Origin of the sequence: Roseivivax sp. THAF30 (genome assembly GCF_009363575.1) — a bacterium.
Lineage (GTDB): Bacteria > Pseudomonadota > Alphaproteobacteria > Rhodobacterales > Rhodobacteraceae > Roseivivax > Roseivivax halotolerans.
Genome location: NZ_CP045389.1, coordinates 1,748,920 through 1,775,329 on the forward strand (window position 1 = coordinate 1,748,920; position 26,410 = coordinate 1,775,329).

Below are 26,410 nucleotides of genomic sequence, written 5' to 3' on the forward strand. Positions count from 1 at the left end.
AGCTGTCCAATGTCCATGACCCGCGCCGCACTTCTCGCCGCAACCTGCCTGTCCGCCGGTGCCGTCCGGGCCGATGTGCCGAATGTCGCCGTCGATATCGCGCCGGTTCATTCGCTTGTCGCGCAGGTGATGGCGGGTGTGGGCGAGCCGGACCTGATCGTGGCGCCCGGCGCGTCGCCGCACGAGTATAACCTTCGGCCGTCGGAAGCCTCGGCACTGCAGGACGCGGATCTCGTTATCTGGATCGGGACCTCGCTGACGCCTTGGCTTGCGGATTCCATCGACACGCTCAGTCCCGAGGCGCGCAAGCTGGAATTGCTCGACCTTCCGGAGACGGAGACGCTGCCGATTCGCGAAGGCGCGCTCTTCGATGCACATGATCACGGGCATGGGGACGCGGAGGAGCATGAGCACGGCGACGATCATGCCGGGCATGACCACGATGACCATGACCACGAGCACGCCGACGAACACGACCACGATCATGCGGAAGAGCACGAGCATGACGACGAGCATGCCGGGCACGATCATTCCCATGATCACGGTGGCGTCGACCCCCATGCCTGGCTGTCGCCCGAGAATGCGAACGCCTGGCTTACGGTGATCGCGGATACGCTGAGCGAGGCGGACCCGGAGAACGAAAGCACCTACCGGGACAATGCGACGGCCGCGCAGGATCGTCTGGAGACGCTGACCGAGGATGCAGGCTCGGTCCTTGACCCCGTCCGGGATCAGGAATTCATCGCGTTTCACGATGCCTACCAGTATTTCGAAACGGCCTTCGATGTCACGGCGGCCGGCGCGATCTCGGTCAGTGACGCCTCTGATCCGAGCCCGGCCCGCGTCGAGGAGATCCGCTCTCGCGTCGCCGATGCCGGTGTCGCCTGCGTTCTCGCAGAGCCCCAGTTCAACCCCGGTCTCGTCGCTGCCGTCGCGGAAGGAAGCGAGGTGCGGCAAGGCGTTGTCGATCCGATGGGGTCGTCCTTCGAGCCTGGCCCGGATCTCTACGGTCAGATGATGACTGCAATGGTGGACGCATTGGCCGAATGCCTCGGCAACTGATCCGGCTTTCGGGGCCCGGCGAGATTGCCGTTTCGTCGCCGGGCCCCATCCGCTAACCTACTGTGAAAAGGCGAGGATAGGCCGAATGAGCGCCGTCCTGCCTGAAGTTGGCATTCGGCTTTCGCATCTCTTGCCGGGTCGCTTGCCAGAGGGAGGACGAGGATGCCGGACCGCTACCAGACAGGCATGAGAACGCGGCGTGAGGTCTTGGGCGATGCCCATGTCGATCGCGCCGAAGCGGCGAAGACAGAGTTCGACGCCGAGTTTCAGGAGCTCATCACGGAAAGTGCCTGGGGGCGCGTCTGGGCATCGGACGCGATCTCGCGCCGCGAGCGGTCGATGCTGACGCTGGCGCTTTTGGCGGCGACGGGCAATTTCGACGAGATCCCGATGCATATCCGCGCGACCGCGCATACCGGCGCAAGCAAAGAGGACGTGATCGAAGCCTTCCAGCATGTCGCGATCTATGCGGGCGTGCCGCGCGCCAATTATGCGATCAAGCTTGCCAAGGCAACCTATGCGGAAATGGAGGCAGGCGATGAGCGATAACGGCGTGCTGATGCCCCGCCGCCGGGAGGCGCATCCCGACGCCTATTATCCTGACTACAAGACCTCCGTGACGCGCGCGCCGTCACTGCCGCTCTTGTCGATGGAAGCGACCCCGTCCGAAGAGACCGGTCCACGCTTCGGGCACGGCCTCATCGGCGCGCTCGACAACGATCTCATCCGCAACTACGCGACAGGCGAAGGGCTTGCGATTGGCGAGCGCATCCGCGTGCATGGCCGGGTTCTCGACGAGACGGGACGGGCGGTGCCCGAGACGCTTGTCGAGATCTGGCAGGCCAATGCGGGTGGGCGCTATCGTCATGTGAAAGATAGCTATTTCGCGCCGCTCGATCCCAATTTCGGCGGGTGCGGGCGGACGCTCACCGATGCGGAGGGGCGCTTCGAGTTCATGACGATCCGTCCCGGTGCGTATCCCTGGCCGAACCGGGCGAACGATTGGCGGCCCATGCACATTCATTTTTCGATCTTCGGTCATGCGTTCGGGCAGAGGCTGATCTCGCAGATGTATTTCGAGGGCGATCCGCTCATCGAGCGCTGTCCGATCGCGGCGACGATCCGGGATCGCAGCCAGCTCGATCGTCTCGTCGCCCCGCTCGATATGCAGAACTCGCGGGGGATGGACTACCTGGCCTACCGCTTCGACATCGTCCTGCGCGGGCGGCGGCAGACCATGTTCGAAAACAAGCCCGAGGGGATGTAAGCGATGGCGCAGACACTCGACGTTTTGACCGAGACACCGAGCCAGACAGCCGGTCCGTACGTCCATATCGGCTGTATCCCGAGCTTCGCGGGGCTCGAGGGCGTCTATCCCGAGGATCTGGGGACAAGTCCGATCTCGGATGGCGCGAAGGGGGAGATCGTCAGCATCACGGGCTCGGTCTATGACGGCACCGGCTGGGCGCTGCGCGACGCGATGATCGAGAGCTGGCAGGCGGATGCGGCGGGGCGCTTTCCGGGGCAGGAGGGCGCGGATCCGAACGTTTCCGGCTTCTGCCGGTTCGCCGCCGACAAGGAGAGCGGTGAATTCACGCTTCGGACCGTGAAGCCGGGTCCGACGAAAGGTCGAAACGGTTTGGTCTTCGCCCCGCATATCGCGCTCTGGATCGTCGCCCGTGGGATCAACACCGGCCTGCAAACGCGGATCTATTTTGAGGACGAGGACAATTCCGCCGATCCTCTCCTGGCTCGGATCGAGCAGCGTCCGCGGGTCGAGACGTTGATCGCCAAGAAGACGAGCGCGGGAGCCTATCGCTACGATATCCGGCTTCAGGGGGCCGGCGAGACTGTCTTCCTTGATCTGTGAGGCCCGCGGGACAATCGTTGACCGGTTGGTCGGCTTATGCTAATTCATTGACCGATCGGTCGGGGAATGGCGGAGAGCCGCAACCTGACCCGCAAGGCGAGACGGCTTGGCAAAAGGGCGCTGACGCGCCCACAGCCCTTTGATTGGAAGCGGAGCCAATTCATGTACGCGCAGATGGTGAAATCGGACGGCCCTTCGGACGCGGAGCTGAGCCCGGAAGAGCGCGCGTTCCAGGCGCGGATCGACGCGGGGGAGAAGATCGAACCGAAGGAATGGATGCCCGAAGGCTACCGGAAGACGCTGATCCGGCAGATCGGTCAGCACGCCCATTCGGAAATCGTGGGTCAGCTGCCCGAGGGCAACTGGATCACTCGTGCGCCGACGCTGGAGCGCAAGGCGATTCTGCTTGCCAAGGTGCAGGATGAAGCCGGGCACGGGCTCTACCTCTATTCCGCCGCCGAGACGCTTGGCGTGAGCCGGGACGAGCTCTTCGAGAAGCTGCATTCGGGTAAGATGAAATATTCTTCGATCTTCAACTACCCGACACTGAGCTGGGCGGATATGGGCGCGATCGGCTGGCTCGTCGATGGTGCCGCGATCATGAACCAGGTGCCGCTCCAGCGCACGTCCTACGGGCCCTACGCCCGTGCGATGGTGCGGATCTGCAAGGAGGAGAGCTTCCACCAGCGGCAGGGCTATTCGATCATGATGAAGATGGCGCGCGGCACCGAGGCCCAGCGCGAGATGGCGCAGGATGCGCTCAACCGCTTTTGGTATCCCTCGCTGATGATGTTCGGCCCCTCCGACAAGGACAGCGTGCATTCGGCGCAGTCGATGGCCTGGAAGATCAAGATGAACACCAATGACGAGCTGCGTCAGAAGTTCGTCGACGAGACCGTGCCGCAGGCTGAGTATCTCGGGCTCACCGTGCCGGATCCGGATCTGTCCTGGAACGAGGATCGCGGGCATTACGATTTCACGCAGCCTGACTGGGACGAGTTCTTCGAAGTGCTGCGCGGCAACGGGCCATGCAACAAAGAACGCCTCGGTGCGCGCGTGAAGGCCTGGGAGGACGGCGCCTGGTTCCGCGACGGGCTGAACGCCTATGCCGACAAGGCCGCGGCCCGTCGCTTGGCGGCCAAAACCGCGGCGGAATAGGGCTGTGACCCTCGCGCGAGCGGCGCAGTGGCACGTTGCGACTCTGACAGAAAAGGAAGGAGAGGCATGAAGAAGGAATGGCCCCTCTGGGAGGTCTTCATCCGCGGTCAGCACGGGCTGAACCACCGCCATGTCGGCAGCCTGCACGCGCCCGATGCGGAGATGGCGATCAACAATGCCCGCGACGTCTATACCCGCCGCAAGGAAGGCGTTTCGATCTGGGTGGTGCCGTCGTCTGAGATCACCGCGTCGAAACCGTCCGACAAGGGTCCGCTCTTCGATCCGGCGGAGGACAAGGTTTATCGTCATCCGACCTTTTTCGACATCCCCGACGATGTGGGTCACATGTGATGCCGTCCTTGCCCGACATGACGACGCCGAAGGTCGAGACGCTGGGCGGCGGGACGGGAGGCGAGCAGGATCCGCATGTGTCGGACGCTGCGCTGCGCGCGCCATTCTTCGACTGGCTCTGCCGGATGGGGGACAACACACTCATCCTGTCCCATCGCCTTTCGGAATGGTGCGGCCACGGACCCGCGCTGGAAGAGGATATCGCGCTCGCCAATACCGCGCTCGATCTCATCGGGCATACGCAGATGTGGCTGGCGCTGGCCGGTGAGGTCGAAGGGCAGGGCCGCTCGGCCGATGATCTGGCCTATCTGCGCGATGTGATGACGTTCCGAAACGTGCAGCTTCTGGAACTGCCGAACGGCGACATGGCCCGTACCACGATGCGGCAATTCCTGTTCGATGCCTTCCACGCCGCACTCCTGGAAAAGCTTTCGGGATCGACAAGCCTGCGCGTGGCCGAGGTCGCCGCGAAGGCGCTGAAGGAGGTGACCTATCACCTTGAGCGGTCCTCCGATCTCGTGGTCCGTCTGGGCGACGGGACGGAAGACAGCCACGCGCGCATGCAAACAGCGCTGGACGCGTTCTGGCCCTACACGTGCGAGATGTTCCTCGGCGACGACGTAGACGCGGCGATGGCCGAGGCCGGGATCGCGCCCGCACCCCAAGATCTGCGCCCCGAATGGGACCGCGTGATCCGCGAGGTTCTGGACGAGGCGACGCTCGCCATCCCCGAGCGCCGCGCGGACGTGCACAAGGGCGGCAAAATGGGCCGGCATACCGAACATCTGGGCTACATTCTTGCCGAGATGCAGTTCCTGCAGCGCGCCTATCCGGGCGCGAGCTGGTAGGCGCATGATAACGACGTCGCCAACAACCGAGGAAGTCTGGGACTGGTTGTCCGAAGTGCCGGATCCGGAAATTCCCGTCATCTCCGTAACCGAGCTCGGTATCGTGCGCGAGGTGCGCCGCGAGGGCGATACCTTGGTGGTCGCCGTGACGCCGACCTATTCGGGCTGTCCTGCGACAGCGGTGATCGACCTCGAGATCGAGGCGAAGCTGCGCGAGAAAGGGATAAGGGATCTGCGTCTCGAACGGCGGTTGTCGCCGCCCTGGACGACCGACTGGATCGCCTCCGAAGCGCGCGACAAGCTGCGGCGCTACGGCATTGCACCTCCGGTGGAGGGCACGGCCTCTGGCGGTCTGATGGCGGCGCGGGCTGCGCGCCTCGAGGGCAGCTCCAACCTCTCGGTCGCATGCCCGCGATGCGGCTCGGCGCGTACGGAGAAGGTCAGCCAGTATGGCTCCACACCGTGCAAGGCAGCCTATCGCTGCACCGACTGCCTCGAACCCTTCGATTATTTCAAGTGCATCTGAGGAGGGGTGCGTCATGGCCCGGTTCCATCCGCTCGACGTCACCGAGGTCCGCAAGGAGACCCGCGACGCGGTCGTCGTCACCCTGAAACCGCGCGACAGCGATGCCGACGCCTTCGGATTCATCCAGGGCCAGTATCTGACGTTTCGCCGCGAGATCGGCGGCGCCGAGCTGCGCCGATCCTATTCGATCTGCGCGGGCCTCGATGAGGGATGCCTGCGCGTCGGGATCAAGCGCGTCGAGGGCGGTGCGTTCTCGACATGGGCGAACGAGGAGCTGCGGCCAGGCGACACGCTGGAGGCGATGCCGCCGATGGGGCGCTTCCACGCGGCGCTCGATCCAAGCAGGGATCGCAGCTATCTCGGCTTTGCAGGCGGCTCGGGCATTACCCCGCTTCTGTCGATCATCAAGACGACGCTCGCGCGCGAGCCCGGCGCGCGCTTCACGCTTGTCTACGCCAACCGGCAGGTCTCCAGCATCATGTTTCGCGAGGAACTCGAGGATCTGAAAAACACCTATCTCCGGCGATTCTCGGTGATCCACATCCTCGAAACCGACGGGCAGGAGATTGACCTCTTCACCGGCCGGATCGACGCGGAGAAGATGGAGACACTGTTCCGGCTCTGGATCGATGCGGAGAGCGTCGACATGGCGTTCATCTGCGGGCCCGAGCCGATGATGCTGACGATCGCCGACAGCCTGCGCGCCCACGGCCTGAGCGACGAACAGATCAAGTTCGAACTTTTCGCCGCAGCGCAACCCGGCCGCGCCAGGACGCGGGCGGTGTCTCGCGACGCTGCACGCGCGAAGACCGGCTGCGAGGTGAAGGTCACGCTGGACGGCGCGACGCGCAGTTTCGTGATGCCGAAGGACGGCACGCGAATCCTCGATGCGGCAATCGCGGCTGACATGGATGCACCTTTCTCATGCAAGGCCGGCGTCTGTTCGACCTGCCGGGCGCGGGTGCTGGAAGGCGAGGTCGAGATGGCGGTGAACCATGCGCTCGAAGATTACGAAATTCGCGCGGGATACGTGCTGTCGTGCCAATGCGTGCCGCTCTCGGACAAGGTGGTGCTAAGCTATGACGAGTGACGCGCCGCGCCGGCTTGAAAGCTTTCTCGAAGGCGCGTGGCGGAGCGGCGCCGGGGAGGGCAAACCGCTCGCCCATGCTGCAACGGGCGATATTCATGCCCTGATCGGGGCGGAGGGGCTCGACCTTGCCGCGGCGCTCCAATGGGGGCGTGAGGTCGGCGGGGAGCGGCTCCGCGCGCTGACCATCCATGAACGCGCGCTAATGCTGAAGGCCGTGGGCTTTCGGCTGATGGAGATGAAGGAGGAATTCTACGAGGAGAACTTCGCCACGGGCGCCACTCGCAAGGACGGCTGGATCGATATCGATGGCGGCATCGGCACCATGCTCAGCTTCGCGTCGAAAGCGCGCCGCGAATTGCCGAACGCGCGCGTTCTGCCTGAAGGCGATGTCGAGCCACTGTCGCGCGACAGCACCTTTTCCGCGCAGCATATCCTGACCCCACTGACCGGCATCGCGGTCCATATCAACGCGTTCAACTTTCCCGTCTGGGGGATGCTTGAGAAGATCGCGCCGGCCCTCATCGCCGGAATGCCGTGCCTTGTGAAACCGGCCTCGCAGACAGCGTATCTGACCGAACGCGTCACGCGCAGGATCCTCGAGATGGACATTCTGCCCGAAGGCGCTTTGCAACTTCTCTCCGGCTCTGCCGGTGATATGCTGGATCATGTCACGGGGCAGGACGTCGTGACCTTCACGGGCTCCGCCGCCACCGGGCAACGCCTTCGCGCGCATCCTGCGATTATCGCCAATGCGACGCGGTTCACGATGGAAGCGGACAGCTTGAACGCAACGATCCTCGGGGAAGATGCCGTGCCGGGCAGCCCGGAGTTCGAGCTGTTCGTGAAAGAGGTCGTCCGCGAGATGACCGTCAAGGCCGGCCAGAAATGCACCGCGATCCGGCGCATCCTCGTCCCGAAAGCGCATGAGGACGCGGTCGCCGCGGCGATCTCCGACCGGCTGGCGCAGACGCCCATCGGCCTGCCAGATGACGAGCGCGCGCGCATGTCGGCGCTGGTCGCCCTCGATGAGCGGGACGCCGTGCGCGCCAAGGTGGCAGAGATCTGCTCGGAGGCGGAGATCCTCTGGGGCGATCCTGACGAGGTCACGCTTGTCTCGGGCGATGCCGACCGGGGCGCGTTCATCTCGCCGGTGCTGATGCGCGCGGGCGATCCGATGGGCGCGCGTGCCCCGCACGAGGTCGAGGCATTCGGCCCGGTCGCAACGCTGATGGCCTATGAGAGCGCGGAGGACGCGGTGGCGCTGGCGCGGAAAGGCAAGGGCTCGCTTGTCTCCTCGCTTTTCACGAACGACACGCGCCTTGCGGGCGAGATCGTCACGGGCCTCGCGCCGTTTCATGGCCGCGTCCTGATCGGCAATCGGACCTCGGCCAAGACGTCGACGGGCCATGGCTCCCCGCTCGCGCCGCTCGTCCATGGCGGACCGGGCCGCGCAGGCGGCGGCGAGGAGATGGGCGGCATGCGCGGCGTGACCCACTTCATGCAGCGCACGGCGATCCAGGGCGCGCCCGACTTCCTGTCAGCGGTCACAGGGGTGTGGTCAGAGGGCGCAAGCGTACGCGAGGACACGCATCCATTCAGAAAGTCGCTGTCAGAGCTTCGGCTCGGCGACCGGGTCGTGACAGATACGCGAGAGATCACCGAGGCGGATGTCGAGCATTTCGCCACGTTCACCGGCGACACCTTCTACGCGCATATGGACAGCGCGGCGGCGCGTGCGAACCCGTTCTTCGAGGGTCGCGTCGCGCATGGCTACCTGATCGTCTCGTTTGCGGCGGGGCTTTTTGTCTCGCCCGAACCCGGGCCGGTCCTTGCCAATTACGGCATCGATAACCTGAGGTTCCTGACGCCGGTCTATTTCGGTGACAGTCTCGGCGTCGTGCTGACCTGCAAGGCGATCAACCCGCGCGAAGGCTCGGAACATGGCGAGGTGCGCTGGGACTGCGTTGTGCGAAATCAGAAGGGCGATGCCGTGGCGATGTACGACGTGCTGACAATGGTGGCGAAGAGCTGGCCCGAGGCGGCCTCACTCTAACCCGTCGACGCCGCCCAAAATCAGCGAGGTGGCGAGACGTCCGTAGTCCTCGCGGCTGATCGCCCCGTCCTCGCGGAACCACATGTAGACCCAGTTCAGCATCCCGAAGAGCGACAGCGCCACCGGCATGGTGCGCGGCGCGCCCGGGCGGTCGAGATCGGGACGGATCTCGCGGAGCGTTTCCGTGAAATGGCGCACCACACGGCGCTCGACGTCCTTGATGCGGTCCATCTGTTCGTCCGAAAGCGCGGGGCCCGCGTTGAGCTGCACCTTGTGCTGATCGTCCGCGCCCCGATAGGCATCGAGAACCACGAGGATGAGCCGCTCGAGACGGGCGCGCGGCGCGATGCCATCGCGCGGGACTTGCGACAGCCGCAAGTCGATCGCTTCCATATGCGTGTGAATGATCGCGAAGATCAGCGCATCCTTGGATGGATAATAGTGATAGAGCAACGACTTGGAGACCCCCGCCTCGCTCGCGATCTGGGACATGGACGCCTTGTCCATGCCTTGCGTTGCGAAGACATTCGCGGCGACGAGCAGAAGGCCGTGCCGTTTCTCGTCGAAATCCTGTGCGCGGGTGCGGGCCATGGCTTGGTCTCTGTCAGTCGCGGGGGCGCTTGTCGACCACGCGTTTCGCCTTGCCTTCCGAGCGGGGGACCGCACCCGGATCACGGACCTCGATCCGGGCGGTGATGCCGATCACCGACTTGACGTGATGGGCGAGTTCCTCGGCAGAGGCCGCACGGGCCTCGGGCGCGGCGGCGTCGCCGGTGGCCTCCACGTTCACGATCATCTCGTCCATACGGCCGTCGCGGATAAGCTCGATCTGGAAGTGCGGGGCAAGGCCAAGACATTTCATGAGCTGCTCCTCGATCTGCGTGGGGAAGACGTTGACGCCGCGCAGGATGATCATGTCGTCGGAGCGTCCGGTGATCTTCTCGATCCGCCGCATCGAGCGCGCGGTGCCCGGCAGGATGCGCGAGAGATCGCGAGTGCGATACCGGATCATCGGTAGCGCCTCTTTCGTCAGCGTGGTGAAGACAAGCTCGCCGATCTCGCCGTCGGGCAGAACCGCGCCGGTCTCAGGGTCGATGATCTCGGGATAGAAATGATCTTCCCAGACATGCAGGCCGTCTTTCGTCTCAACGCATTCATTGGCAACGCCCGGCCCCATGATTTCGGACAACCCGTAAATGTCGACCGCATGCATGTCGAAGGCGCGCTCGATCTCTTCTCGCATGGAATTGGTCCAGGGCTCCGCGCCGAAGATACCGACCTTGAGCGAGCTGTCGCGAGGATCGAGACCCGTGCGGCGAAACTCGTCGAGGATCGAGAGCATGTAGGACGGCGTGACCATGATGATGTCGGGCGCGAAATCTGAAATCAGGGTGACTTGCCGCTCGGTCATGCCCCCCGAGACCGGCACCACCGTGCAGCCCAGCCGCTCGGCCCCGTAATGCGCGCCGAGGCCGCCGGTGAAAAGGCCGTAGCCATAGGCGACGTGACAGATATCACCGGGCCGCCCGCCGCTCGCGCGGATCGAGCGGGCCATGCAATCGGCCCAGACGTCGACATCCTTCCGTGTGTAGCCGACGACCGTGGGCTTGCCCGTCGTGCCGGAAGATGCGTGGACCCGCGCGAGCCGCTCACGGGGCACGGCGAACATGCCGAATGGATAGGTGGCGCGAAGATCTTCCTTTACCGCGAAGGGAAAGGCCGCAAGATCCGAAATCGTCTTGAAATCATCGGGATGTGCGCCGGCAGCATCGAAACTCTGCTTGAAGAACGGCGAGTTCTCGTAGGCGTGGCGCAACGACCATGCGAGCCGTTCTTCCTGTAGCGCGGTGATCTCGTCCCGGCTCGCGATCTCGATCGGATCGAGACTGTCTTTCGGTGGTGTCAGATCCTTCATGCGCTCCTCCCTTGCCGGGCACGCGGGCCGCGGCACTCCCAAGGAGGACGTTTTCATAAACCGTCCGGTCGGTCAATAAACTGACATCGCCGGGATCTTTGTGATGTTTTGTGGCTTTTGGGGCGGGATGCCGGATACGGGCCTCGCCTCCAGGGATATGTGACGGCTCAAGATCGAAGAGGCCCCGCGAACGGCTTGGATTGCCGAACGCGCCAAGCGACTTGGCATCCCGTGCGACATCGGCTTAGCAAGTTGACACAAACCGCGCGCGCCGACACTATATACTTGTCGCGCGTAAATAAATTGGAGGCGCCTGATGCGGCCAGAAAAGGTGAGAACGATGGAGGAACTGGCGTCCGTCAGCGGCATCTCACGCCCCACGCTCTCCAAGTTCTTCAACGATCCGCAATCGGTCAGGAAAACCACCCGTGCGCGGATCGAGGAGGCCCTTGAGCGCTACGATTACACGCCCAATGTCTACGCCATCAATCAGAACCGCCAACTGACACGCAATATCGGCATCGTCGTGCCGTTTCTCGCCGACCCGTTCTTTGCCGAAGTGGCGCGCAACCTTGAGCTCCTGTCCAGCGATGCAGGGTTCAACCCAATCCTTCTCAGCTCGCATGGCGATCCCGAGCGGGAAGTTGCGAACCTCGAAAGCCTTCGAGGCATCCGGCCGGCCGGTGTGCTCCTCGCGCCGATCGGGCGGCGCTCTCATCGCGACGCGCTGTCGGAGCTGTGCGATGAGCTGGCCACCGTCCTGTTCGACTGCGATGTCGAAGATGTCGGCGATGCGATGTTTGGCTCAAAATACTCGCAAAGCACTGATATAATGGTTGAATATCTGTGTCGAACCGGAGAGCCGCCAGCGCTTTTCGAGATGGCGCGAGCGCCGAACCCCAATGCCAACAAGCGGCGCACGGCATATGAGGGCGCGATGCGCCGATTGGGGCATGAACCGATTGTCCTGAGCGTCGATGGCGACGGTTGGGCCTTCGAGGAGATCGCGCACCGGGAGGCGAGCCAGCTCATCGCGGCGCGCGGCATTCCGACCAACACCGTCTTCTGCAGCAACGACCGTCTGGCGATCGGTTTTCTGGCCGCCGCCTACGAGAACGGCTTGCGCGTCGGGGTCGGGGCAGGGTGCGCGCTCAGGGTCGCGGGGCATGATGACCACCCGTTCTCGCGGTTCACCTGTCCGGCTCTCACCACCGTGTCGCAGGATTACGAGAAGATAACGGGCAGCAGCTTTGAAAAGCTGCTCGAGATCATCAGCAGCGGCGAGCGCCCGAAGAAAAAGATCTCAAGCTTTTTCGACGGCACGCTGGTTCTGAGAAAGTCCGCCTAAAAGTTATCGCGCGTAAAGAAAAGATTGACGCGCGTGAATCTGTTGGCTACCGATGTTCCACTGCATCCAAGATCAGGGAGGATATCGGATGTCACTCAAGCGCGTTCTCGGCGCCTCGACGGCGCTCACGCTGTGCAGCGCCGCTGCTTTTGCCCAAGATACCACGATCACCATCGCAACCGTGAACAACGGCGACATGATCCGGATGCAGGGCTATACGGACCAATTCACCGCCGAGACCGGTATCGGTGTGGAATGGGTGACGCTGGAGGAAAACGTCCTTCGCCAGCGCGTCACGACGGATATCACGACCAATGGCGGTCAGTTCGACATCATGACCATCGGCATGTACGAGACCCCCATCTGGGGCGCCAACGATTGGCTTGTGCCCCTCGACAATCTCTCCGAAGAATACAATGTCGATGACATCCTGCCCGCCATGCGGAACGGTCTCAGCCACGACGGCACGCTCTACGCGGCGCCGTTCTACGGCGAAAGCTCGATGGTCATGTATCGTACCGATCTCATGGAAGAGGCCGGTCTCGAGATGCCCGACGAGCCGACATGGGAATTCATCCGCGAAGCAGCCGCTGCAATGGACGATCCAGAGACCAGCGTGAACGGCATCTGCCTGCGTGGCAAGCCGGGCTGGGGCGAGGGCGGCGCGACCGCGACGGTTCTCGGCAACTCCTTCGGTGCCCGCTGGTTCGACGAGGAATGGAACGCGCAGTTCGATACGGAGGAATGGGCCAACGCCCTGAACTTCTACGTCGAGCTGATGAACGATTACGGTCCCGACGGTTACGAGACCAACGGCTTCAACGAGAACCTCTCGCTCTTCCAGCAGGGTCGTTGCGGCATGTGGATCGACGCGACGGTGGCTGCGTCCTTCGTGACGAACCCGGATGACAGCGAAGTCGCGGACAGCGTGGGCTTCACGCTCGCGCCGAACGCCGAAGGGGTCGAGAAGAAGGCCAACTGGCTCTGGGCCTGGGCGCTCGCCATCCCGGCCGGTACCCAGAAGCAGGATGCGGCGCTGCAGTTCATCGAATGGGCCACCTCGGCCGACTATATCGAGCTTGTTGCCGAGAACGAAGGCTGGGCCAACGTGCCGCCGGGCGCGCGGACATCGCTCTACGAGAATCCAAACTACGCCGATGTGCCGTTCGCGCAAAAAACGCTCGACTCGATCCTGGCGGCCGATCCGAACAACCCGACGGTTGATCCGGTCCCCTATACCGGCGTCCAGTTCGCGGCGATCCCCGAATTCGCCGGCATCGCCACGGAAGTGAGCCAGGAATTTGCCGCTGCCTATGCCGGGCAGCAGAGCGTGGAGCAGGCGCTCGAGAACGCGCAGGCGATCACGAACGAGGCGATGGAGGCAGCGGGCTACCGCTGATCCTCGATCCTGGCCGGAAGGCGGCGGAGGCCGCCTTCCGCGACACAAGCCCCGATGAAAACTAAACTGTTCGTGCCGGGGCACTTCGCCGGCATCAGGGAGGATTTTGCCATGGCGACCCAGCATTCCCGGTCAGCGGCACGGCTTATGATGGCCCCTGCGGTCTTCGTCCTCCTCGTCTGGATGCTCGTGCCGCTCTCGATGACCGTCTGGTTCTCGTTTCGGCAATTCCTGCCCTTGCGGGGCGGCGATCTCGGCTCGGCCGGGTTCGACAACTACGTCCGCTTCGTGACGTCGAGCGCCTTCTGGCCCTCGGTGCAGACCACGCTGGTCATCGTCGGCGGCATTCTCATCATCACCGTTGTCTTCGGAATTCTCCTCGCCCTGCTTCTCGATCAGCCGATGTGGGGGCAGGGGATCGTCCGCATCCTCGTGATCGCGCCGTTCTTCGTCATGCCGACCGTCTCTGCGCTGGTCTGGAAGAATATGTTCATGGATCCGACCAACGGCCTTCTGGCGCATCTCTGGCGCGCCTTCGGGGCCGATCCTGTGGTCTGGCTGAGCGACGCGCCGACCTTCTCGATCATTCTCATCGTGTCGTGGCAGTGGTTGCCCTTCGCGACGCTCATCCTTCTGACGGCGGTGCAATCGCTCGATAGCGAGCAACTCGAAGCGGCCGAGATGGATGGCGCGCCGCCGCTGCGCCGGTTCGCAGAGATCATCCTGCCGCATCTCTCCCGCGCGATCACCATCGTCGTCCTGATCCAGACGATCTTCCTGCTGTCGATCTTCGCGGAGATCTTCGTGACCACCGGCGGCGCCTTCGGCACGCGGACACTGACTTACCTGATCTACCAGCGTGTGCTCGAAAGCCAGAACGTGGGTCTCGGCAGTGCCGGCGGCGTCTACGCCATCATTCTCGCCAACATCGTTGCGCTCTTCCTGATGCGTATCGTCGGCAAGAACCTGGACAAGTGAGGGAACAGACATGGCACGCGCCGTCACGACACAACGCAAAGCCCTCAACACCACGATCGCATGGGTGATCGGCCTCGTGATCTTCTTCCCGATCCTCTGGACGATCCTGACGTCGTTCAAGACCGAGGCTCAGGCGATTGCCAACCCGCCCATCTTCCTCGGCTTCGACTGGACGCTGGAGAATTACGCGGTGGTGCAGGAGCGCTCCGACTACATGCGTTTCTTGTGGAACTCGGTCATCATCGCTGGTGGCTCCACGATCCTCGGCATCCTGATCGCCGTGCCCGCAGCGTGGTCAATGGCCTTCGTGCCGTCGCGGCGGACGAAGGATATCCTTCTGTGGATGCTCTCCACCAAGATGCTGCCGGCGGTGGGCGTGCTTTACCCGATCTACCTGATCTGCATCGAGCTGGGGATTCTCGACAACCGGCTCGCGCTCGTCGTGATCCTGATGCTCATCAACCTGCCGATCATCGTCTGGATGCTCTACACCTATTTTCGCGAAATTCCCGGAGAGATCCTTGAAGCCGCGCGGATGGACGGGGCGACGCTCAAGGAAGAAATCCTTTATATTCTGACGCCGATGGCCGTGCCGGGCATCGCCTCGACGATCCTTCTCAACTTCATCCTCGCCTGGAACGAGGCGTTCTGGACGCTGAACCTGACCGCGGTCAACGCCGCGCCGCTCACCGCCTTCATCGCCAGCTATTCCAGCCCCGAGGGCCTGTTCTTCGCGAAATTGTCGGCGGCCTCGACGATGGCCATCGCCCCGATCCTCATCCTCGGCTGGTTCAGCCAGAAACAACTCGTCCGCGGCCTGACCTTCGGCGCAGTGAAGTAGGGAGACCCCACATGGGACAGATTACGCTTGAACAGGTCACCAAGAGCTTCGGCGACGTGAATGTCATCCCGCCCCTTGACCTGACCATCGAAGACGGCGAGTTCTGCGTGTTCGTCGGGCCCTCGGGCTGCGGGAAGTCCACGCTGCTGCGCTTGATCGCGGGGCTTGAGGACATCACCTCCGGCACGATCCGCATCGACGGGAACGACGCCTCGAACACGCCTCCGGCGAAACGTGGGCTCGCGATGGTGTTCCAGTCCTACGCCCTTTACCCGCACATGAGCGTGCGGAAGAACATCGCCTTTCCGATGCGGATGGCCGGTATCCCGCAGGATGAGCAGAACCGCCGGATCGACTCCGCCGCGAAGGCGCTGAACCTCACCGATTACCTCGATCGCCGCCCCGGACAGCTCTCGGGCGGCCAGCGTCAGCGTGTCGCCATCGGCCGCGCGATCGTTCGCGAACCGGCGGCGTTTCTTTTCGACGAGCCGTTGTCGAACCTCGATGCCGCGCTCCGCGTGGGGATGCGGCTCGAGATCAGCGAGCTTCACGAGAGGCTGCAGACGACGATGATCTACGTGACGCACGACCAGGTCGAGGCCATGACGATGGCCGACAAGATCGTGGTCCTGCGCGCAGGCAATATCGAGCAGGTCGGCTCGCCGCTCGAACTCTATCGCGCGCCGCGCAACCTGTTCGTCGCCGGGTTCATCGGCAGCCCCAGGATGAACCTGATCGAAGGCAACCCTGCCGAGCAGCACGGCGCGCAGACCATCGGGATCCGCCCCGAGCATATCGATGTCGTCGAGAGCGGACCTTGGCAGGGGAAAGTGGGCGTCGCAGAGCACCTGGGGTCGGACACGTTCCTGCATGTCCATGGCACCGGCCTTGCCGAGACGATCACCGTGCGTTCGACCGGCGAGATCGGGCTGCGAAGCGGCGATACGGTATCCCTCGCGCCCCGCGACGATCAGATCCACCGCTTCGACGGCCACGGGCTCCGCCTCAAATGACGCGACTTGCAGGGAAAACGGCGCTGATCACGGGCGCCGCACGCGGCATCGGCCTCGCATTTGCCCGCGCCTACGCCGAAGAGGGCGCGAAGGTTGCGCTTGGCGATATCGATTACGCACGGGCCGAAGAGGCGGCGCGCGAGATCGGAGCAAAGGCCATCGCGCTCGACATGGACGTGACCCGGCAGGACAGCATCGACGCTGCCGTCGCCGAGACCGTGGCGAAGTTCGGACGGATCGACATCCTCATCAACAACGCGGCCGTGTTCACCGCCGCGCCGATCACCGAGATCAGCCGGGAGGAGTATGCCCGCACTTTCGAGATCAACGTCGCAGGCACGCTCTTCACGATGCAGGCCGTCGCACGGCACATGATCGAGGCAGGTGTGAAAGGCCGCATCATCAACATGGCGAGCCAGGCCGGACGCCGCGGAGAGCCATTGGTGGCCGTCTACTGCGCGACCAAGGCAGCGGTGATTTCCCTGACCCAATCAGCCGGACTGAACCTGATCCGGCACGGCATCAATGTGAATGCCATCTCGCCCGGTGTCGTCGATGGCGCGCATTGGGACGGTGTCGATGCCTTCTTTGCAAAATACGAGAACAAGGCTCCGGGCCAGAAGAAGGCGGAAGTCGGTGCTGGCGTGCCGTTTGGGCGCATGGGCATACCGGAGGATCTGACCGGTATGGCCGTCTTTCTCGCCAGCGACGAGGCCCGGTACATCGTGGCCCAGACCTACAACGTGGACGGCGGACAATGGATGAACTGATGACCAAGAATGCCGTCCCGCTGAACCGCGAAAACCTCACCGAACTGTCTCCGGATATCCCGCGCCCGACCTATTCCCGCGAGGATCTGAGCCCCGGTATCGTGCATATCGGCGTCGGCAATTTTCACCGCGCGCACCAGGCCTGGTATCTGCACCGGCTCATGAACGACGGGCGCGCGCGCGACTGGGCCATCATCGGTGCCGGTGTCAGGGGCGGCGATGCCGTGATGCGCGAGAAGCTCGCGGCACAGGATCATCTGACAACCTTGATCGAATTGCGCCCGGACGGAACGAGCGCGGAGATCTGCGGCTCGATGATCGATTTTCTGCCGGTCGAGTCAGGTAACGCGGCCCTGATCGCGCAGATGGCTGATCCAGCGATCCGTATCGTCTCGCTGACCGTAACGGAAGGCGGCTATTTCGTGAACCCGGGCACCGGCGCCTTCGATCCAGCCCATCCCGACATCGTCTTCGACGCCGAGACCCCCGAGGCACCGCGCACCGCCTTCGGCGCGATCATCGCCGCCTTGCGGATCCGCAGAGACGCGGGTCTTGGGCCCTTCGCGGTGCAGAGCTGCGACAATCTTCGCGGGAACGGGGACATCACCCGCGACACGGTCTTGGGTCTCGCGCGGCTCTCCGATCCAGAGCTTGCCGAATGGATCGCGCGCGAGTGCACCTTCCCCAATTCGATGGTTGATTGCATCGTGCCGGCGACCGGCTCCGCCGAGATCGCGGCGGCGGCCGCGTTCGGCATTCGCGATGCGGCTCCAGTGACGCACGAACCCTTCCGGCAATGGGTGATCGAGGACCGGTTCTGCGCCGGACGACCCGAATGGGACACCGTCGGGGCGACGTTTACGGGCGATGTGCACAGCTACGAGACGATGAAGATCCGCATCCTCAACGCGGGGCACCAAGTGCTGGCCAATGCCGGAGAGCTTCTGAGCCTCGCCACCATCGCCGATTGCATGGCCGATGCCGACGTCTCGGCCTTTTGGCGCAAGGTAGAGCTGGAGGAAATTGTGCCGCATGTGGCGGATGTTCCGGGCATGACCGCCCCCGATTATGCCAAGCTCATCGAGGCGCGCTTTGCGAACCCGGCAATCCGCGACACGACGCGCCGCGTGGCCTTCGATGGCTCCTCGCGGCATGCCGGGTTCGTCCTGCCCGTGCTCCGGGACGGCCTTGGCGCCGGAACGTCGATCTCCGGGCTCGCTTTGGTCGAAGCGCTCTGGGCGCGGATGTGTGCGGGCCAGCGCGAGGACGGCTCGCAGATCGAGCCCAACGATCCGTTCTGGGATGCGCTGATCACCCGCGCCGAGGCCGCCCGCCAGCGGCCGGAAGCCTGGCTGGAGCAAGACCAGATCTACGGCGCGCTCGCCCAAGACGCGCGGTTCGTGCAGGCATTCGGCAGGTGGCTGACGCTGATCTGGCAGGAGGGCACGCGCGCCGCCCTCCGCCGCTATGCCGGGTCGGATACGGCTGCATAACGCCGGCGTTCTCAGCTCAGACCATGTGTCTTTGCCGCGCGAGGTGCAGGGGCAGGCTTGGAAAGTATAACTTGGACGGCTTGGAACCGCTTGTTGACCGCCGGTTCGAAGGAGGACGCCGAATGCCCGGGACCATCGCAAAGGACGCGGCCCGCTTTAGCGTGGAATCCGTGATGGATGCCTCTGTTGATCCCTGAGAAGCCCTGATCGCTTGGCCGATATGACCGTGGATGAAGCCTCTTGCATCCATAGGGGAACAGCCGGTTCAAACCTCTCTCACCTGAAACATCTTGGGCAGCTTCATTTTCCGCTCGGTCAGTTTTGCGACCAGGTCTTCGGAAAAGAATATGTCCAGCCCATAGAGCCGGCTTTCACGCCAGAGATGGCGACCGCCGATCTCCGATCTCGACAGGGCGAGGCCAGACACCTTCTTGGGGTTCGAATATTCCGCCAGGGGATAGCCGTCCGTCATCCTGAAGGAGGCCGGGTCGCTGTCCGTCTCGGAAAAGCTGTTCAACCGCGCGCCGATGACCATGCCAAACAGCGTGTCGTCATAAGGTTTGCCCCAGGGCGCGACGAACCGCATCGGCCAGAACTGATGTACGCCCGGTTCCATGGCGTCCACGACGTCCTTGAATGCCTCCGAGACGACCAGCAGCCCATCGACGACCATCATGAGATCGCCCAGATCCTTGTAGGTCCTATCGGTTTTCAGTTCCGCGGGCTTCTCTTCGTCCTCGAGCATGCCGCGACCCGACCGGAATTTCTGGGCAACGTGGTAAAGATAGCCGGGCGCGTCGCCGCCATACTGTGCCTTTTCCGACGGCGACATCTCGTCGAACCGCCGCTTCAGTCGGTCTTCCCATTCTTCGAGGTCACCGTTCGGGAAGAACGCGCCGAACGAGCCCGGTTCTCTCATTGCCCATGCCATTTGGGATCTGCCCCTTTTTGAATGCCGTGTCGGTTCGTGAATCCGAACAATCGTCGCCTGTCGCGCGGAAGGTAACGGCCGTTTCCGGCGAAACGATGACGGACCGACACGCTGTGCTGAGATCTCCATTCCTTGCCTCGAGCGCCGCGCCAGCGGCCGGTCAAGTCTCTGCCCATTCCGACTGGGCCTCGTAGCCACTAACGCCCGCTGCACGCATCGCCTCGTGCAGCGCGTCGGAAATGAAAACTCGGGACTCGCCGAACCGGAAATCAGTCCATGCCGCCATGCCCGCAATCTCCTTGGCCTGCAACGCCAGGTGATCGCGGCTCCGCTTGATTCCGCCACCGGCGTAGGTCCAGAGATGCGTCCCTGTCGGGGCACCCATCACGGTTTTCACGCCGTCTCGGGACCCGTCGATCGCGTCAATCTTGCGATAGACGTTCCAGTGAAAATACGGCGTAGGGAAGGGCGAGCCATCTTTTCCATAGATGGCAACCTCGAAAAACGAGAAGCCATTTCCGGCTGGCTCAACGGTCTCAATGATGTCTTTGAGTTTCTGGCTGACCAGGCGACCGATACAGGTATCATGAATGTAATCCGGAAGCTCGGTCCCTTTTTCCAGAACCAGCGCGTCCGGCACGTGCTCGCGACGCTTGGGAACTTCGAGCGTGTTCTTCCAGAAACTCTTGCGGCCTTCCGCCCTGAGCTGCCCAAGAAGCTTCAATTCCTCTGAATCGTACAGCTCCCTGTACGCCTTCAGCCGGGCTGCCTGCGCAGGATCACGGTACCAAAGCGCATATTTGCCGTAGAATTTTCCACCGTATTCGGTGTCGAGGACGATCGCCATCTGAGCCTCCTGAACGCACCACACATTAACTGGGAACATCTGAACTATCGTCCCGGCGTGAAATTCATCGCATGTCCGGTGCAAGCAGGGGAAGACTTCTTGGCAAGCGGCGAGCATTTTCCGAGAGCTTTTTGACAAGGCCGATTCAGTTGCGTCGAGAGCGCTGCGGGTGAGCGAACTCTCGATCCCTTGCTCGCTGAGACATTGCACCGGCTGGGCCAGTCCAGTTTCCCGCCCGAAGTGATGGTGGAGTTCAGCTTCTCCTTCACCGAAGGCCCTGAACGCCGGACGCTGCGAGCGGCGCGCATCCAGCAAGTCTACGTCTTTTTCTGTATCTGTCCGGCACCGAACGCCAAGCAGCGATCATTCATCGCCTTGTCGGAAGCAGCTCCGAGCTGCGAAAGCCGAGGGCAACCGTCACGCGGGTCAAAAGGGATTTTGCTCCGCAAGAGTCGCAGATCGAAGCTTAAAATGCCGCAGTGAACTCGTGGCGGGGTGGCGCTCCCAAAGCGCGGATTTTTTTAAAAACGCGTTCTGTCTTGCGGATCGCCGCCGTGTAGCGCGTTGCGCCTTCTTTCTTCCGGCGCTGCGTGATGGTATCTACTCTGATCTCTCTTCGGGATTTTGTAGCCGATGTAGGGAGATCGAACCGGTCGGCCCTCTCCGTCGCGGCGCCGAGGCGAGGCTCCAGAGGCGGTGGAGAGCGATGCAACACTTCGGGTCCGCTGCAACATTTTGTTGCACCACCTCGAAAAACGGGGGCGAAAGGCCCATGAATCTAGGAACATCGGTCAGGTGATCATGAGTGCAGAGCCAGAAATACAAGGGGTGTCGGACATCCAAAGGGCTGCGCGGCTAAGCGTGGCGCCCATGATGGACTGGACTGGTTGATGATAAAAATCAGTAGGTTGAGAGCCGTCTTGTGCAATATTTGTGCAACTTAAAATCGGCTTCTGGCGTGCTCTGTCGGGTGTTCTGCGGTTCAAATAATTTGATCCAATTGCGGCTCGTCCGACAGGGCAAAACCCACATTCGCCTGAAGACAATCAAAATGGGCTAACTCCGTACTTGGGAGATGCAGCGCAAAAATTTTAGGTGGGATCAGGGCCGACTTGGGGGTAGTGGTGGTCAGGAAACCGATCCTCCAAGACTCAAAAGCGCGCCGATGCCAATTTTTTTTGCAGCTTCTTCTTTGAGATATTCTGCTTTCCGTTGATCTCATCAATGGTACCCGCGGTCTTTACCCGGCTTCCATAACGCCCGGAAATCAAGCGCAATGTATAGCCCGCTACATGCCAATCTCCGGTGAAATTCTGGAGGCATTAATCGCTGGAGTAAGACTCTAACAGGGTCATGAAAATCAATCGTTCGCATTCAAAAGTGTCATGGATAAAGGACCGTTTACAAACGAATGCAAGCAAGTGTTTTCTCATTGTGCCGATGCACAATCCCCTGGTTTCCTTGCATTGATCGCGATCTGAAAGGTTCCGTCGGCAGTCGCGCGCACGTAATGTGTAAAGAGCATTGTCGACGGTCACAAAACAGCTTGGGTAATGTGCAAATATTCTGTATTTTGCACATATGATGCCACAATCGACTATTATTCCTGAAGATTTCGACGAACCCCTCGACATCGGAGAGGGGGATGAGGATGCTTCGGAAGAAGTTCTCTGGTACCTGCCGGGCCCGATCGAAGAGGAACCGGATTACCGGCCTCCCGGACCTCGGGCGGGACAGCCGGAAAAGGGCCTCATTGATGACTGGGCAAGGGCCGAAGCGGATCAGGCTGCGCTTCTGGCAAGGGTGGCCGGGCGCTTGGGTGCGCTCGATGACCGATTGGCTCGCGCGCCCAAAGGCTGGCTGCATAGGTTGGCACTGATCGAGGCGGCAGACCTGAGCTGGTTTGCAGGAGATCGCGTAGGCCCGGATCGTCTGGCGCTATGGATTTCTATGCGCCTGTCAGGCGCACAAGATGACCCAAATGCCTTGGCGCGAATTGGATGGGCCGTTCGGCGACTGACAGGCGGTCCTGACCCGATAGTCGATATCGCAGCCTTCCTCGACCGCCGCGATCCTGAAAACATCGATGAAAATGCCGAGCGCTTCGACGATCGCGCGAGCGGTTGGCTGGATTTGATGAAACAGGCCGCCGATCTTCATCCGATCACCCGCGCCTGCATGGGGTTTCATCTCTGGAGTCTTGCGGGCCTTGGGCAGCAGGGCGATCGGGTGGAAGCAGCGGTCACGGCCGCGCGCATCGCGGCTAGCGAGGGAAACGGGCCAATTTTCGCACCGTTGGCAATGGGCGGGGCAGGGGGCCTGCGCGCGAGTGGGCCATCGGCAGAGCGCCTTAAACAATGGCTCGAGGGGATGCAGACAGCTATCCTCATGGCGATGCGGCGCCTCGACGATATCCAATCATGGTCAGCGAAGGCCAAAGCAGAGATGTCAACGCTCTCAGGCAAGACACCGCCGGTCCTGAGCGCCCTGCTGACCGAATGGCCCCTCGTTTCCGCCCCGATGGCCGAAATGTGGATCGGTGCTAGCCGCGCCACCGCTCAACGCAATCTCGCCTGGATTGAAGCGAAGGGTCTAATCCGTGAAGTGACGGGGCAGGGACGGTTTCGGATGTGGAGTATTGCGATTTAGGCCGACCAGCGGCCAGTCGAAATCTGTTCCAGTTTCGAGCGCTCTGACTACAGATTATCCTTTATTGCATCACCCCAAAGTCAGCACCATCTCCTCCGAGAGCGACAAGTCCGGAATATGCAGGTTCTCAGGTGCCGGGCCTTTGCGAATGCGCCCAGCCGCGTCATAATGGGAACCGTGACAGGGGCAGAACCAACCCCCGAAATCCCCCGCCCCATCCCCCAGAGGGACACAGCCCAGATGGGTACAGACACCGATCATGACCAGATGTGCCTCGTGACCCGCAATGGCCCGGTTCTCATCGCTTGCCAGCGCATCGTCGGGCAGATTTGGGTTGCGCGCCGAGCTGTCAGGCAGGTCAGAGACCGCCTGTGCCCGAGCCTGAGCCATTTCTGCCTCCGTTCGATGACGGATAAAGACAGGTTTTCCGCGCCAGTTGACGGTCAATTGCGTTCCGGGCGCGAGATCGGAAATATCAACAGTGATCTGTGCCAAGGCGCGGACATCGGCGGAGGGGTTCATCTGGTTCACCAGTGGCCAGAGCGCAGCCCCTGTTGCCACGACCCCTGCCCCGGCTGTTGCGTAATACAGGAAATCCCTGCGGGCGGTATTCTCTGACGCTTCCATCATCGGGCATGTGTCCGTGCCTCCCGCGCTGGAAGGTCAACACGCGAGATGTAACGTTTTGTCAGCGCACCTCTCTACGGATCATCAAACAGGCCTTGTCGGCGCATTAATGGTGCGGGCCCGCGCCTTTTGCCATCATGAGGTGGTGCTCCTGGTGATGCGCCCCGATGGTCATCAGACCAAAGAAACCAAGTCCCTGAATCTGCGCGGCATCGCCATCGACACTGAGCGCCACGCCATCTTCTAAGTCCTCTGTCACAACGTCCCAGCCGGTCTCGGCCGCGAGAAAGGGCGCATGGGCGGGCACCATGGCGCGGATGGCCTCGAGAACACGGGGGGTGCCCCGAATCTCGAACCGGGCCCCTTCCGGCCGCAGGGTGCGGGCGACCACGGCCTCTTGGGTCAGAAGGTCCATATCGACCAGATGGCGGCGCAATCCGTCAATATCGACCCGCTCCCAATCCGTCTCGGGATCGGCCTGCAGGATCGTTACGATTTCCGCCAAGGCGGCAAAGGCCGATTGCCCGGTTTCCTGCGGTCCGCCCATGTCGTGACCAGCCGCGGAATTGGCGTGCTGCGCGGCCACGGGTGCGGCCATCACTATGGCAAGGACGAAGGGAATGAGACGCATGGACAGGTCCTTCAATGGGGTGGTGTCATGTTTACGCTAGCAGGGGCGGATGCATCGTAATATGATTTCAATCATATGTTGCCAAACCCCTATGATCATATCCCGAGCTCAGCCCTGCGCCCAATCTCCGGCGCGGTTGGAGATACCGTATTTCACCAAGGCGACCCCACCCACGGTCTCTATGTCGTGCAAACCGGGCGCGTGCATCTCGAGCGGGTCGGTCCAGATGGCGAGCGGTTCATCATCCACCGTGCCCAAGCCGGAACAAGCTTTGCCGAAGCTTCGGTGTTTTCGGAGGTCTATCATTGCGACGCAGTCATTGTTGAGGCCGGGGCGCTGATCCGGATCGACAAGGCTTCCGTATTGGCCGCTTTTGCCGACCCGGCATTTGCCCGCGCCTATGGCCGTCAGGCGGCTCAACAGATACAGGCGCAGCGACAGATGCTGGAGATCGTCGGCATTCGGCGCGCAGAGGACCGGGTGATGGCAGGGTTGATCGCAGGCTTGCTCGAAGGCTCCATCGTCGAGTTTGCCGCTCGGTTACAATTGAGCCATGAGGCGACCTACAGGGCGCTGCGAAAGCTTGTGCAAGACGGACGGGTCATGAACCCGTCCCGCGGGATCTATCACCTGCACCCATGACCTGATCAGCTGTGGCTCGCGAAGACCGAGGTCGCGCCGTCGGAGCCAACAAGCAAGGTGTCAAAAGCGTCACCGGCCCCGGGACCGCCCATGCCGGGCGAACTCATCGGCATGCGGGGGACAGTCAAACCGCGCGCCATCGGTTGCTCTGCTAGCAGCCGCGTGATGTCCGCGGCAGGCACGTGGCCCTCGATAAAATAGTCGCCCACGACCGCCGTGTGACATCCAGCAAGTTCCGGTGCAATTTGCAGCCGATCTTTGAACGCATAAAGCGCATCCTGATCGACGTCCTGCGCCTCGACCGCGAAGCCCGCTTGCCGGACATGATCGACCCAAGCGGTGCAGCATCCGCAGGTGGGGCTTTTCAGGACTTTAATGACCGGTTCCGTGTTGGCCAGTGCTCGCAGGGGGAGTGTGGCAGCCGCTCCGGCCAGCAAGAACGTACGTCGTTTCATCATGTGTTCCTTTTTGAGTTACCCGAGACCCTAGAACTGTGTTTTCGAGAGTCCGTAGGCTGTTCCTGCTTGTCGGCGTGAGGGCGGATGTATCCAGGGCGTGTCCGCTTGCTGGCCCGCGAAGGGGCTGGATCAACATCCTGTCGACCCAGAGGTCGCGCGTCGTGCGAAACTGCTCGATACCGATCGTCATTCCCTCGTGGCCCTTCGCGGGCTGGGCTACGTAAGTACCCATGAGGCGGTCCCATCACGGCAGGTTGAAGCCGTAGTTTGAGTTGGTTTCGCGCGGATCGACAGAATAATGCACGCGGTGCATGTCGGGTGTGACGACGATCCATCTGAGCCACCGGTCGACCGGTCTCGGCAGGTTGATGTTGGCATGGTTGAAGAGGGCAGTGGCGTTGAGGATGATCTCGAACAACAAAACCGCGACGGCGGGCGGACCAAGCGCTGCCACCAGGGCGAGCTTGATCGCCATCGAGATGAGGATCTCAATCGGATGGAAGCGTAATCCAGTGGTTGCGTCGAAGTCGAGATCCGCATGGTGCATCCGGTGCAGGCGCCACAGGGCCGGGACGGCGTGGAACATGACATGTTGCAGATAGATCGCCAGATCGAGCAGCAGCATGGACAGGATCACAGCCAACCCGAAAGGAGCCTCGATAATGTTGAACAGGCCCCAGCCCCGCTCCTCGGCCAGGACCGCCAGACCGACGGCCAGGATTGGGAAAGACAACCGGAGGATCGCGGTATCGATCACGACAAGTGCCAGGTTGTTCGACCAACGGATGACACGCGGAATGTCACGCCGCCGACGCGGGGCGGCGAGTTCCCAAAGCGCCATGGCGGCCAGCACACTCAAAAACGCCGTCAGACGAATCTCCGGCTCTGCGGCTAGTATTATGTCCATCAC

Annotated in this window: 27 protein-coding genes; 19 read left to right on the forward strand and 8 right to left on the reverse strand. The window is 62.4% G+C overall.

Translation table 11 applies throughout. The features are described 5' to 3' along the window. Positions 1-9 precede the first annotated feature (9 nt). The 10 genes from FIU91_RS08485 to paaZ all read left to right on the forward strand — a co-directional run bounded on the left by FIU91_RS08485 (position 10) and on the right by paaZ (position 8,958). On the forward strand, positions 10-1,062 hold the full coding sequence (locus FIU91_RS08485) for a zinc ABC transporter substrate-binding protein (protein WP_152462169.1): 1,053 nt from the start codon (positions 10-12) through the stop codon (positions 1,060-1,062). A 162-nt stretch (positions 1,063-1,224) separates the two neighbouring features. After that, complete coding sequence (pcaC, locus tag FIU91_RS08490) at positions 1,225-1,611, forward strand: 4-carboxymuconolactone decarboxylase (protein WP_152462170.1); 387 nt, start codon at positions 1,225-1,227, stop codon at positions 1,609-1,611. After that, positions 1,601-2,329, forward strand: a complete 729-nt coding sequence (pcaH, locus tag FIU91_RS08495; RefSeq protein WP_152462171.1) for a protocatechuate 3,4-dioxygenase subunit beta — start codon at positions 1,601-1,603, stop codon at positions 2,327-2,329. Before pcaC ends, pcaH begins: the two co-directional genes overlap by 11 nt. A 3-nt stretch (positions 2,330-2,332) precedes the next feature. Next, entirely contained in the window at positions 2,333-2,932 is a 600-nt protein-coding gene (pcaG, locus tag FIU91_RS08500; protein ID WP_152462172.1) for a protocatechuate 3,4-dioxygenase subunit alpha, read from the forward strand. Between the two features lie 162 nt (positions 2,933-3,094). Next, positions 3,095-4,090 (forward strand): 1,2-phenylacetyl-CoA epoxidase subunit PaaA, encoded by a 996-nt coding sequence (gene paaA / locus FIU91_RS08505; protein ID WP_152462173.1) that lies wholly within the window; start codon positions 3,095-3,097, stop codon positions 4,088-4,090. A gap of 66 nt (positions 4,091-4,156) precedes the next feature. Continuing rightward, positions 4,157-4,441 carry a 1,2-phenylacetyl-CoA epoxidase subunit PaaB gene (paaB, locus tag FIU91_RS08510; protein ID WP_093012881.1) on the forward strand — a complete coding sequence of 95 codons (285 nt, stop codon included), beginning with the start codon at positions 4,157-4,159 and terminating at the stop codon, positions 4,439-4,441. Continuing rightward, the gene (gene paaC, locus FIU91_RS08515) at positions 4,441-5,289 is read left to right on the forward strand and encodes a 1,2-phenylacetyl-CoA epoxidase subunit PaaC (RefSeq protein ID WP_152462174.1); all 849 of its coding nucleotides are present in this window, start codon (positions 4,441-4,443) and stop codon (positions 5,287-5,289) included. Before paaB ends, paaC begins: the two co-directional genes overlap by 1 nt. A gap of 4 nt (positions 5,290-5,293) precedes the next feature. Further along, positions 5,294-5,815: a 1,2-phenylacetyl-CoA epoxidase subunit PaaD gene (gene paaD / locus FIU91_RS08520; RefSeq protein ID WP_152462175.1), complete on the forward strand. Its 522-nt coding sequence runs from the start codon at positions 5,294-5,296 to the stop codon at positions 5,813-5,815. A gap of 13 nt (positions 5,816-5,828) precedes the next feature. Beyond that, entirely contained in the window at positions 5,829-6,905 is a 1,077-nt protein-coding gene (gene paaE / locus FIU91_RS08525; protein WP_152462176.1) for a 1,2-phenylacetyl-CoA epoxidase subunit PaaE, read from the forward strand. Continuing rightward, positions 6,895-8,958 (forward strand): phenylacetic acid degradation bifunctional protein PaaZ, encoded by a 2,064-nt coding sequence (paaZ, locus tag FIU91_RS08530; protein WP_152462177.1) that lies wholly within the window; start codon positions 6,895-6,897, stop codon positions 8,956-8,958. The genes paaE and paaZ overlap by 11 nt, the downstream gene beginning before the upstream one ends. Here the strand turns inward: paaZ and FIU91_RS08535 are convergent. Together FIU91_RS08535 and paaK are read right to left on the reverse strand one after the other, a co-directional pair. Continuing rightward, entirely contained in the window at positions 8,950-9,549 is a 600-nt protein-coding gene (locus tag FIU91_RS08535) for a TetR/AcrR family transcriptional regulator (protein WP_152462178.1), read from the reverse strand. The genes paaZ and FIU91_RS08535 overlap by 9 nt on opposite strands. A gap of 13 nt (positions 9,550-9,562) precedes the next feature. Next, complete coding sequence (paaK, locus tag FIU91_RS08540; RefSeq protein ID WP_152462179.1) at positions 9,563-10,873, reverse strand: phenylacetate--CoA ligase PaaK; 1,311 nt, start codon at positions 10,871-10,873, stop codon at positions 9,563-9,565. 316 nt (positions 10,874-11,189) lie between these two features. Here paaK and FIU91_RS08545 point away from each other — a divergent pair, with 316 nt between their 5' ends. The 7 genes from FIU91_RS08545 to FIU91_RS08575 all read left to right on the forward strand — a co-directional run bounded on the left by FIU91_RS08545 (position 11,190) and on the right by FIU91_RS08575 (position 18,715). Beyond that, positions 11,190-12,221, forward strand: a complete 1,032-nt coding sequence (locus FIU91_RS08545) for a LacI family DNA-binding transcriptional regulator (protein ID WP_152462180.1) — start codon at positions 11,190-11,192, stop codon at positions 12,219-12,221. A gap of 88 nt (positions 12,222-12,309) precedes the next feature. Beyond that, entirely contained in the window at positions 12,310-13,620 is a 1,311-nt protein-coding gene (locus tag FIU91_RS08550; protein ID WP_152462181.1) for a sugar ABC transporter substrate-binding protein, read from the forward strand. Between the two features lie 111 nt (positions 13,621-13,731). Continuing rightward, on the forward strand, positions 13,732-14,598 hold the full coding sequence (locus FIU91_RS08555; RefSeq protein ID WP_152462182.1) for a carbohydrate ABC transporter permease: 867 nt from the start codon (positions 13,732-13,734) through the stop codon (positions 14,596-14,598). A 10-nt stretch (positions 14,599-14,608) separates the two neighbouring features. After that, on the forward strand, positions 14,609-15,439 hold the full coding sequence (locus FIU91_RS08560) for a carbohydrate ABC transporter permease (RefSeq protein ID WP_152462183.1): 831 nt from the start codon (positions 14,609-14,611) through the stop codon (positions 15,437-15,439). 11 nt (positions 15,440-15,450) lie between these two features. Then, complete coding sequence (locus tag FIU91_RS08565) at positions 15,451-16,452, forward strand: ABC transporter ATP-binding protein (protein ID WP_152462184.1); 1,002 nt, start codon at positions 15,451-15,453, stop codon at positions 16,450-16,452. Then, positions 16,449-17,222 (forward strand): L-iditol 2-dehydrogenase, encoded by a 774-nt coding sequence (locus FIU91_RS08570; protein WP_152462185.1) that lies wholly within the window; start codon positions 16,449-16,451, stop codon positions 17,220-17,222. Before FIU91_RS08565 ends, FIU91_RS08570 begins: the two co-directional genes overlap by 4 nt. Beyond that, positions 17,222-18,715, forward strand: a complete 1,494-nt coding sequence (locus FIU91_RS08575; RefSeq protein ID WP_254702074.1) for a mannitol dehydrogenase family protein — start codon at positions 17,222-17,224, stop codon at positions 18,713-18,715. The genes FIU91_RS08570 and FIU91_RS08575 overlap by 1 nt, the downstream gene beginning before the upstream one ends. A 265-nt stretch (positions 18,716-18,980) precedes the next feature. Here FIU91_RS08575 and FIU91_RS08580 read toward each other — a convergent pair whose 3' ends face one another. Next, complete coding sequence (locus FIU91_RS08580) at positions 18,981-19,646, reverse strand: imm11 family protein (RefSeq protein ID WP_152462187.1); 666 nt, start codon at positions 19,644-19,646, stop codon at positions 18,981-18,983. Between the two features lie 160 nt (positions 19,647-19,806). After that, the gene (locus tag FIU91_RS08585; protein ID WP_152462188.1) at positions 19,807-20,808 is read right to left on the reverse strand and encodes an imm11 family protein; all 1,002 of its coding nucleotides are present in this window, start codon (positions 20,806-20,808) and stop codon (positions 19,807-19,809) included. A gap of 1,266 nt (positions 20,809-22,074) precedes the next feature. Between FIU91_RS08585 and FIU91_RS08590 the strand changes: the two genes are divergently transcribed. Further along, complete coding sequence (locus FIU91_RS08590) at positions 22,075-23,142, forward strand: helix-turn-helix domain-containing protein (RefSeq protein ID WP_152462189.1); 1,068 nt, start codon at positions 22,075-22,077, stop codon at positions 23,140-23,142. 69 nt (positions 23,143-23,211) lie between these two features. Here the strand turns inward: FIU91_RS08590 and petA are convergent, their stop codons facing one another. Together petA and FIU91_RS08600 are read right to left on the reverse strand one after the other, a co-directional pair. Further along, the gene (petA, locus tag FIU91_RS08595; protein ID WP_152462190.1) at positions 23,212-23,772 is read right to left on the reverse strand and encodes a ubiquinol-cytochrome c reductase iron-sulfur subunit; all 561 of its coding nucleotides are present in this window, start codon (positions 23,770-23,772) and stop codon (positions 23,212-23,214) included. A gap of 103 nt (positions 23,773-23,875) precedes the next feature. Then, the gene (locus tag FIU91_RS08600; protein ID WP_017468346.1) at positions 23,876-24,400 is read right to left on the reverse strand and encodes a hypothetical protein; all 525 of its coding nucleotides are present in this window, start codon (positions 24,398-24,400) and stop codon (positions 23,876-23,878) included. Positions 24,401-24,586: 186 nt separating this feature from the next. On the opposite strand from FIU91_RS08600, the gene FIU91_RS08605 reads away from it, so the two are divergent. Next, on the forward strand, positions 24,587-25,042 hold the full coding sequence (locus tag FIU91_RS08605) for a Crp/Fnr family transcriptional regulator (protein WP_254702075.1): 456 nt from the start codon (positions 24,587-24,589) through the stop codon (positions 25,040-25,042). A 5-nt stretch (positions 25,043-25,047) separates the two neighbouring features. Here FIU91_RS08605 and FIU91_RS08610 read toward each other — a convergent pair whose 3' ends face one another. Continuing rightward, positions 25,048-25,500 carry a DUF411 domain-containing protein gene (locus tag FIU91_RS08610; protein WP_152462191.1) on the reverse strand — a complete coding sequence of 151 codons (453 nt, stop codon included), beginning with the start codon at positions 25,498-25,500 and terminating at the stop codon, positions 25,048-25,050. A gap of 244 nt (positions 25,501-25,744) precedes the next feature. Further along, entirely contained in the window at positions 25,745-26,353 is a 609-nt protein-coding gene (locus FIU91_RS19655; protein ID WP_254702076.1) for a sterol desaturase family protein, read from the reverse strand. Between the last annotated feature and the right edge of the window lie 57 nt (positions 26,354-26,410).

Excerpts from the sequence above, each read along its gene's own strand:
- FIU91_RS08590 (WP_152462189.1), top strand. The coding sequence starts at position 22,075 with ATGATGCCACAATCGACTATTATTCCTGAAGATTTCGACGAACCCCTC.
- FIU91_RS08600 (WP_017468346.1), bottom strand. The coding sequence starts at position 24,400 with ATGCGTCTCATTCCCTTCGTCCTTGCCATAGTGATGGCCGCACCCGTG.
- paaZ (WP_152462177.1), top strand. The coding sequence starts at position 6,895 with ATGACGAGTGACGCGCCGCGCCGGCTTGAAAGCTTTCTCGAAGGCGCG.
- FIU91_RS08575 (WP_254702074.1), top strand. The coding sequence starts at position 17,222 with ATGACCAAGAATGCCGTCCCGCTGAACCGCGAAAACCTCACCGAACTG.
- pcaH (WP_152462171.1), top strand. The coding sequence starts at position 1,601 with ATGAGCGATAACGGCGTGCTGATGCCCCGCCGCCGGGAGGCGCATCCC.
- FIU91_RS08560 (WP_152462183.1), top strand. The coding sequence starts at position 14,609 with ATGGCACGCGCCGTCACGACACAACGCAAAGCCCTCAACACCACGATC.
- FIU91_RS08580 (WP_152462187.1), bottom strand. The coding sequence starts at position 19,646 with ATGGCATGGGCAATGAGAGAACCGGGCTCGTTCGGCGCGTTCTTCCCG.
- paaE (WP_152462176.1), top strand. The coding sequence starts at position 5,829 with ATGGCCCGGTTCCATCCGCTCGACGTCACCGAGGTCCGCAAGGAGACC.
- FIU91_RS08570 (WP_152462185.1), top strand. The coding sequence starts at position 16,449 with ATGACGCGACTTGCAGGGAAAACGGCGCTGATCACGGGCGCCGCACGC.
- paaA (WP_152462173.1), top strand. The coding sequence starts at position 3,095 with ATGTACGCGCAGATGGTGAAATCGGACGGCCCTTCGGACGCGGAGCTG.
- paaD (WP_152462175.1), top strand. The coding sequence starts at position 5,294 with ATGATAACGACGTCGCCAACAACCGAGGAAGTCTGGGACTGGTTGTCC.
- pcaG (WP_152462172.1), top strand. The coding sequence starts at position 2,333 with ATGGCGCAGACACTCGACGTTTTGACCGAGACACCGAGCCAGACAGCC.
- paaK (WP_152462179.1), bottom strand. The coding sequence starts at position 10,873 with ATGAAGGATCTGACACCACCGAAAGACAGTCTCGATCCGATCGAGATC.
- petA (WP_152462190.1), bottom strand. The coding sequence starts at position 23,772 with ATGATGGAAGCGTCAGAGAATACCGCCCGCAGGGATTTCCTGTATTAC.
- FIU91_RS08565 (WP_152462184.1), top strand. The coding sequence starts at position 15,451 with ATGGGACAGATTACGCTTGAACAGGTCACCAAGAGCTTCGGCGACGTG.
- FIU91_RS08485 (WP_152462169.1), top strand. The coding sequence starts at position 10 with ATGTCCATGACCCGCGCCGCACTTCTCGCCGCAACCTGCCTGTCCGCC.
- FIU91_RS08550 (WP_152462181.1), top strand. The coding sequence starts at position 12,310 with ATGTCACTCAAGCGCGTTCTCGGCGCCTCGACGGCGCTCACGCTGTGC.
- FIU91_RS08555 (WP_152462182.1), top strand. The coding sequence starts at position 13,732 with ATGGCGACCCAGCATTCCCGGTCAGCGGCACGGCTTATGATGGCCCCT.
- FIU91_RS08535 (WP_152462178.1), bottom strand. The coding sequence starts at position 9,549 with ATGGCCCGCACCCGCGCACAGGATTTCGACGAGAAACGGCACGGCCTT.
- pcaC (WP_152462170.1), top strand. The coding sequence starts at position 1,225 with ATGCCGGACCGCTACCAGACAGGCATGAGAACGCGGCGTGAGGTCTTG.
- FIU91_RS08545 (WP_152462180.1), top strand. The coding sequence starts at position 11,190 with ATGCGGCCAGAAAAGGTGAGAACGATGGAGGAACTGGCGTCCGTCAGC.
- paaB (WP_093012881.1), top strand. The coding sequence starts at position 4,157 with ATGAAGAAGGAATGGCCCCTCTGGGAGGTCTTCATCCGCGGTCAGCAC.
- FIU91_RS08610 (WP_152462191.1), bottom strand. The coding sequence starts at position 25,500 with ATGATGAAACGACGTACGTTCTTGCTGGCCGGAGCGGCTGCCACACTC.
- paaC (WP_152462174.1), top strand. The coding sequence starts at position 4,441 with ATGCCGTCCTTGCCCGACATGACGACGCCGAAGGTCGAGACGCTGGGC.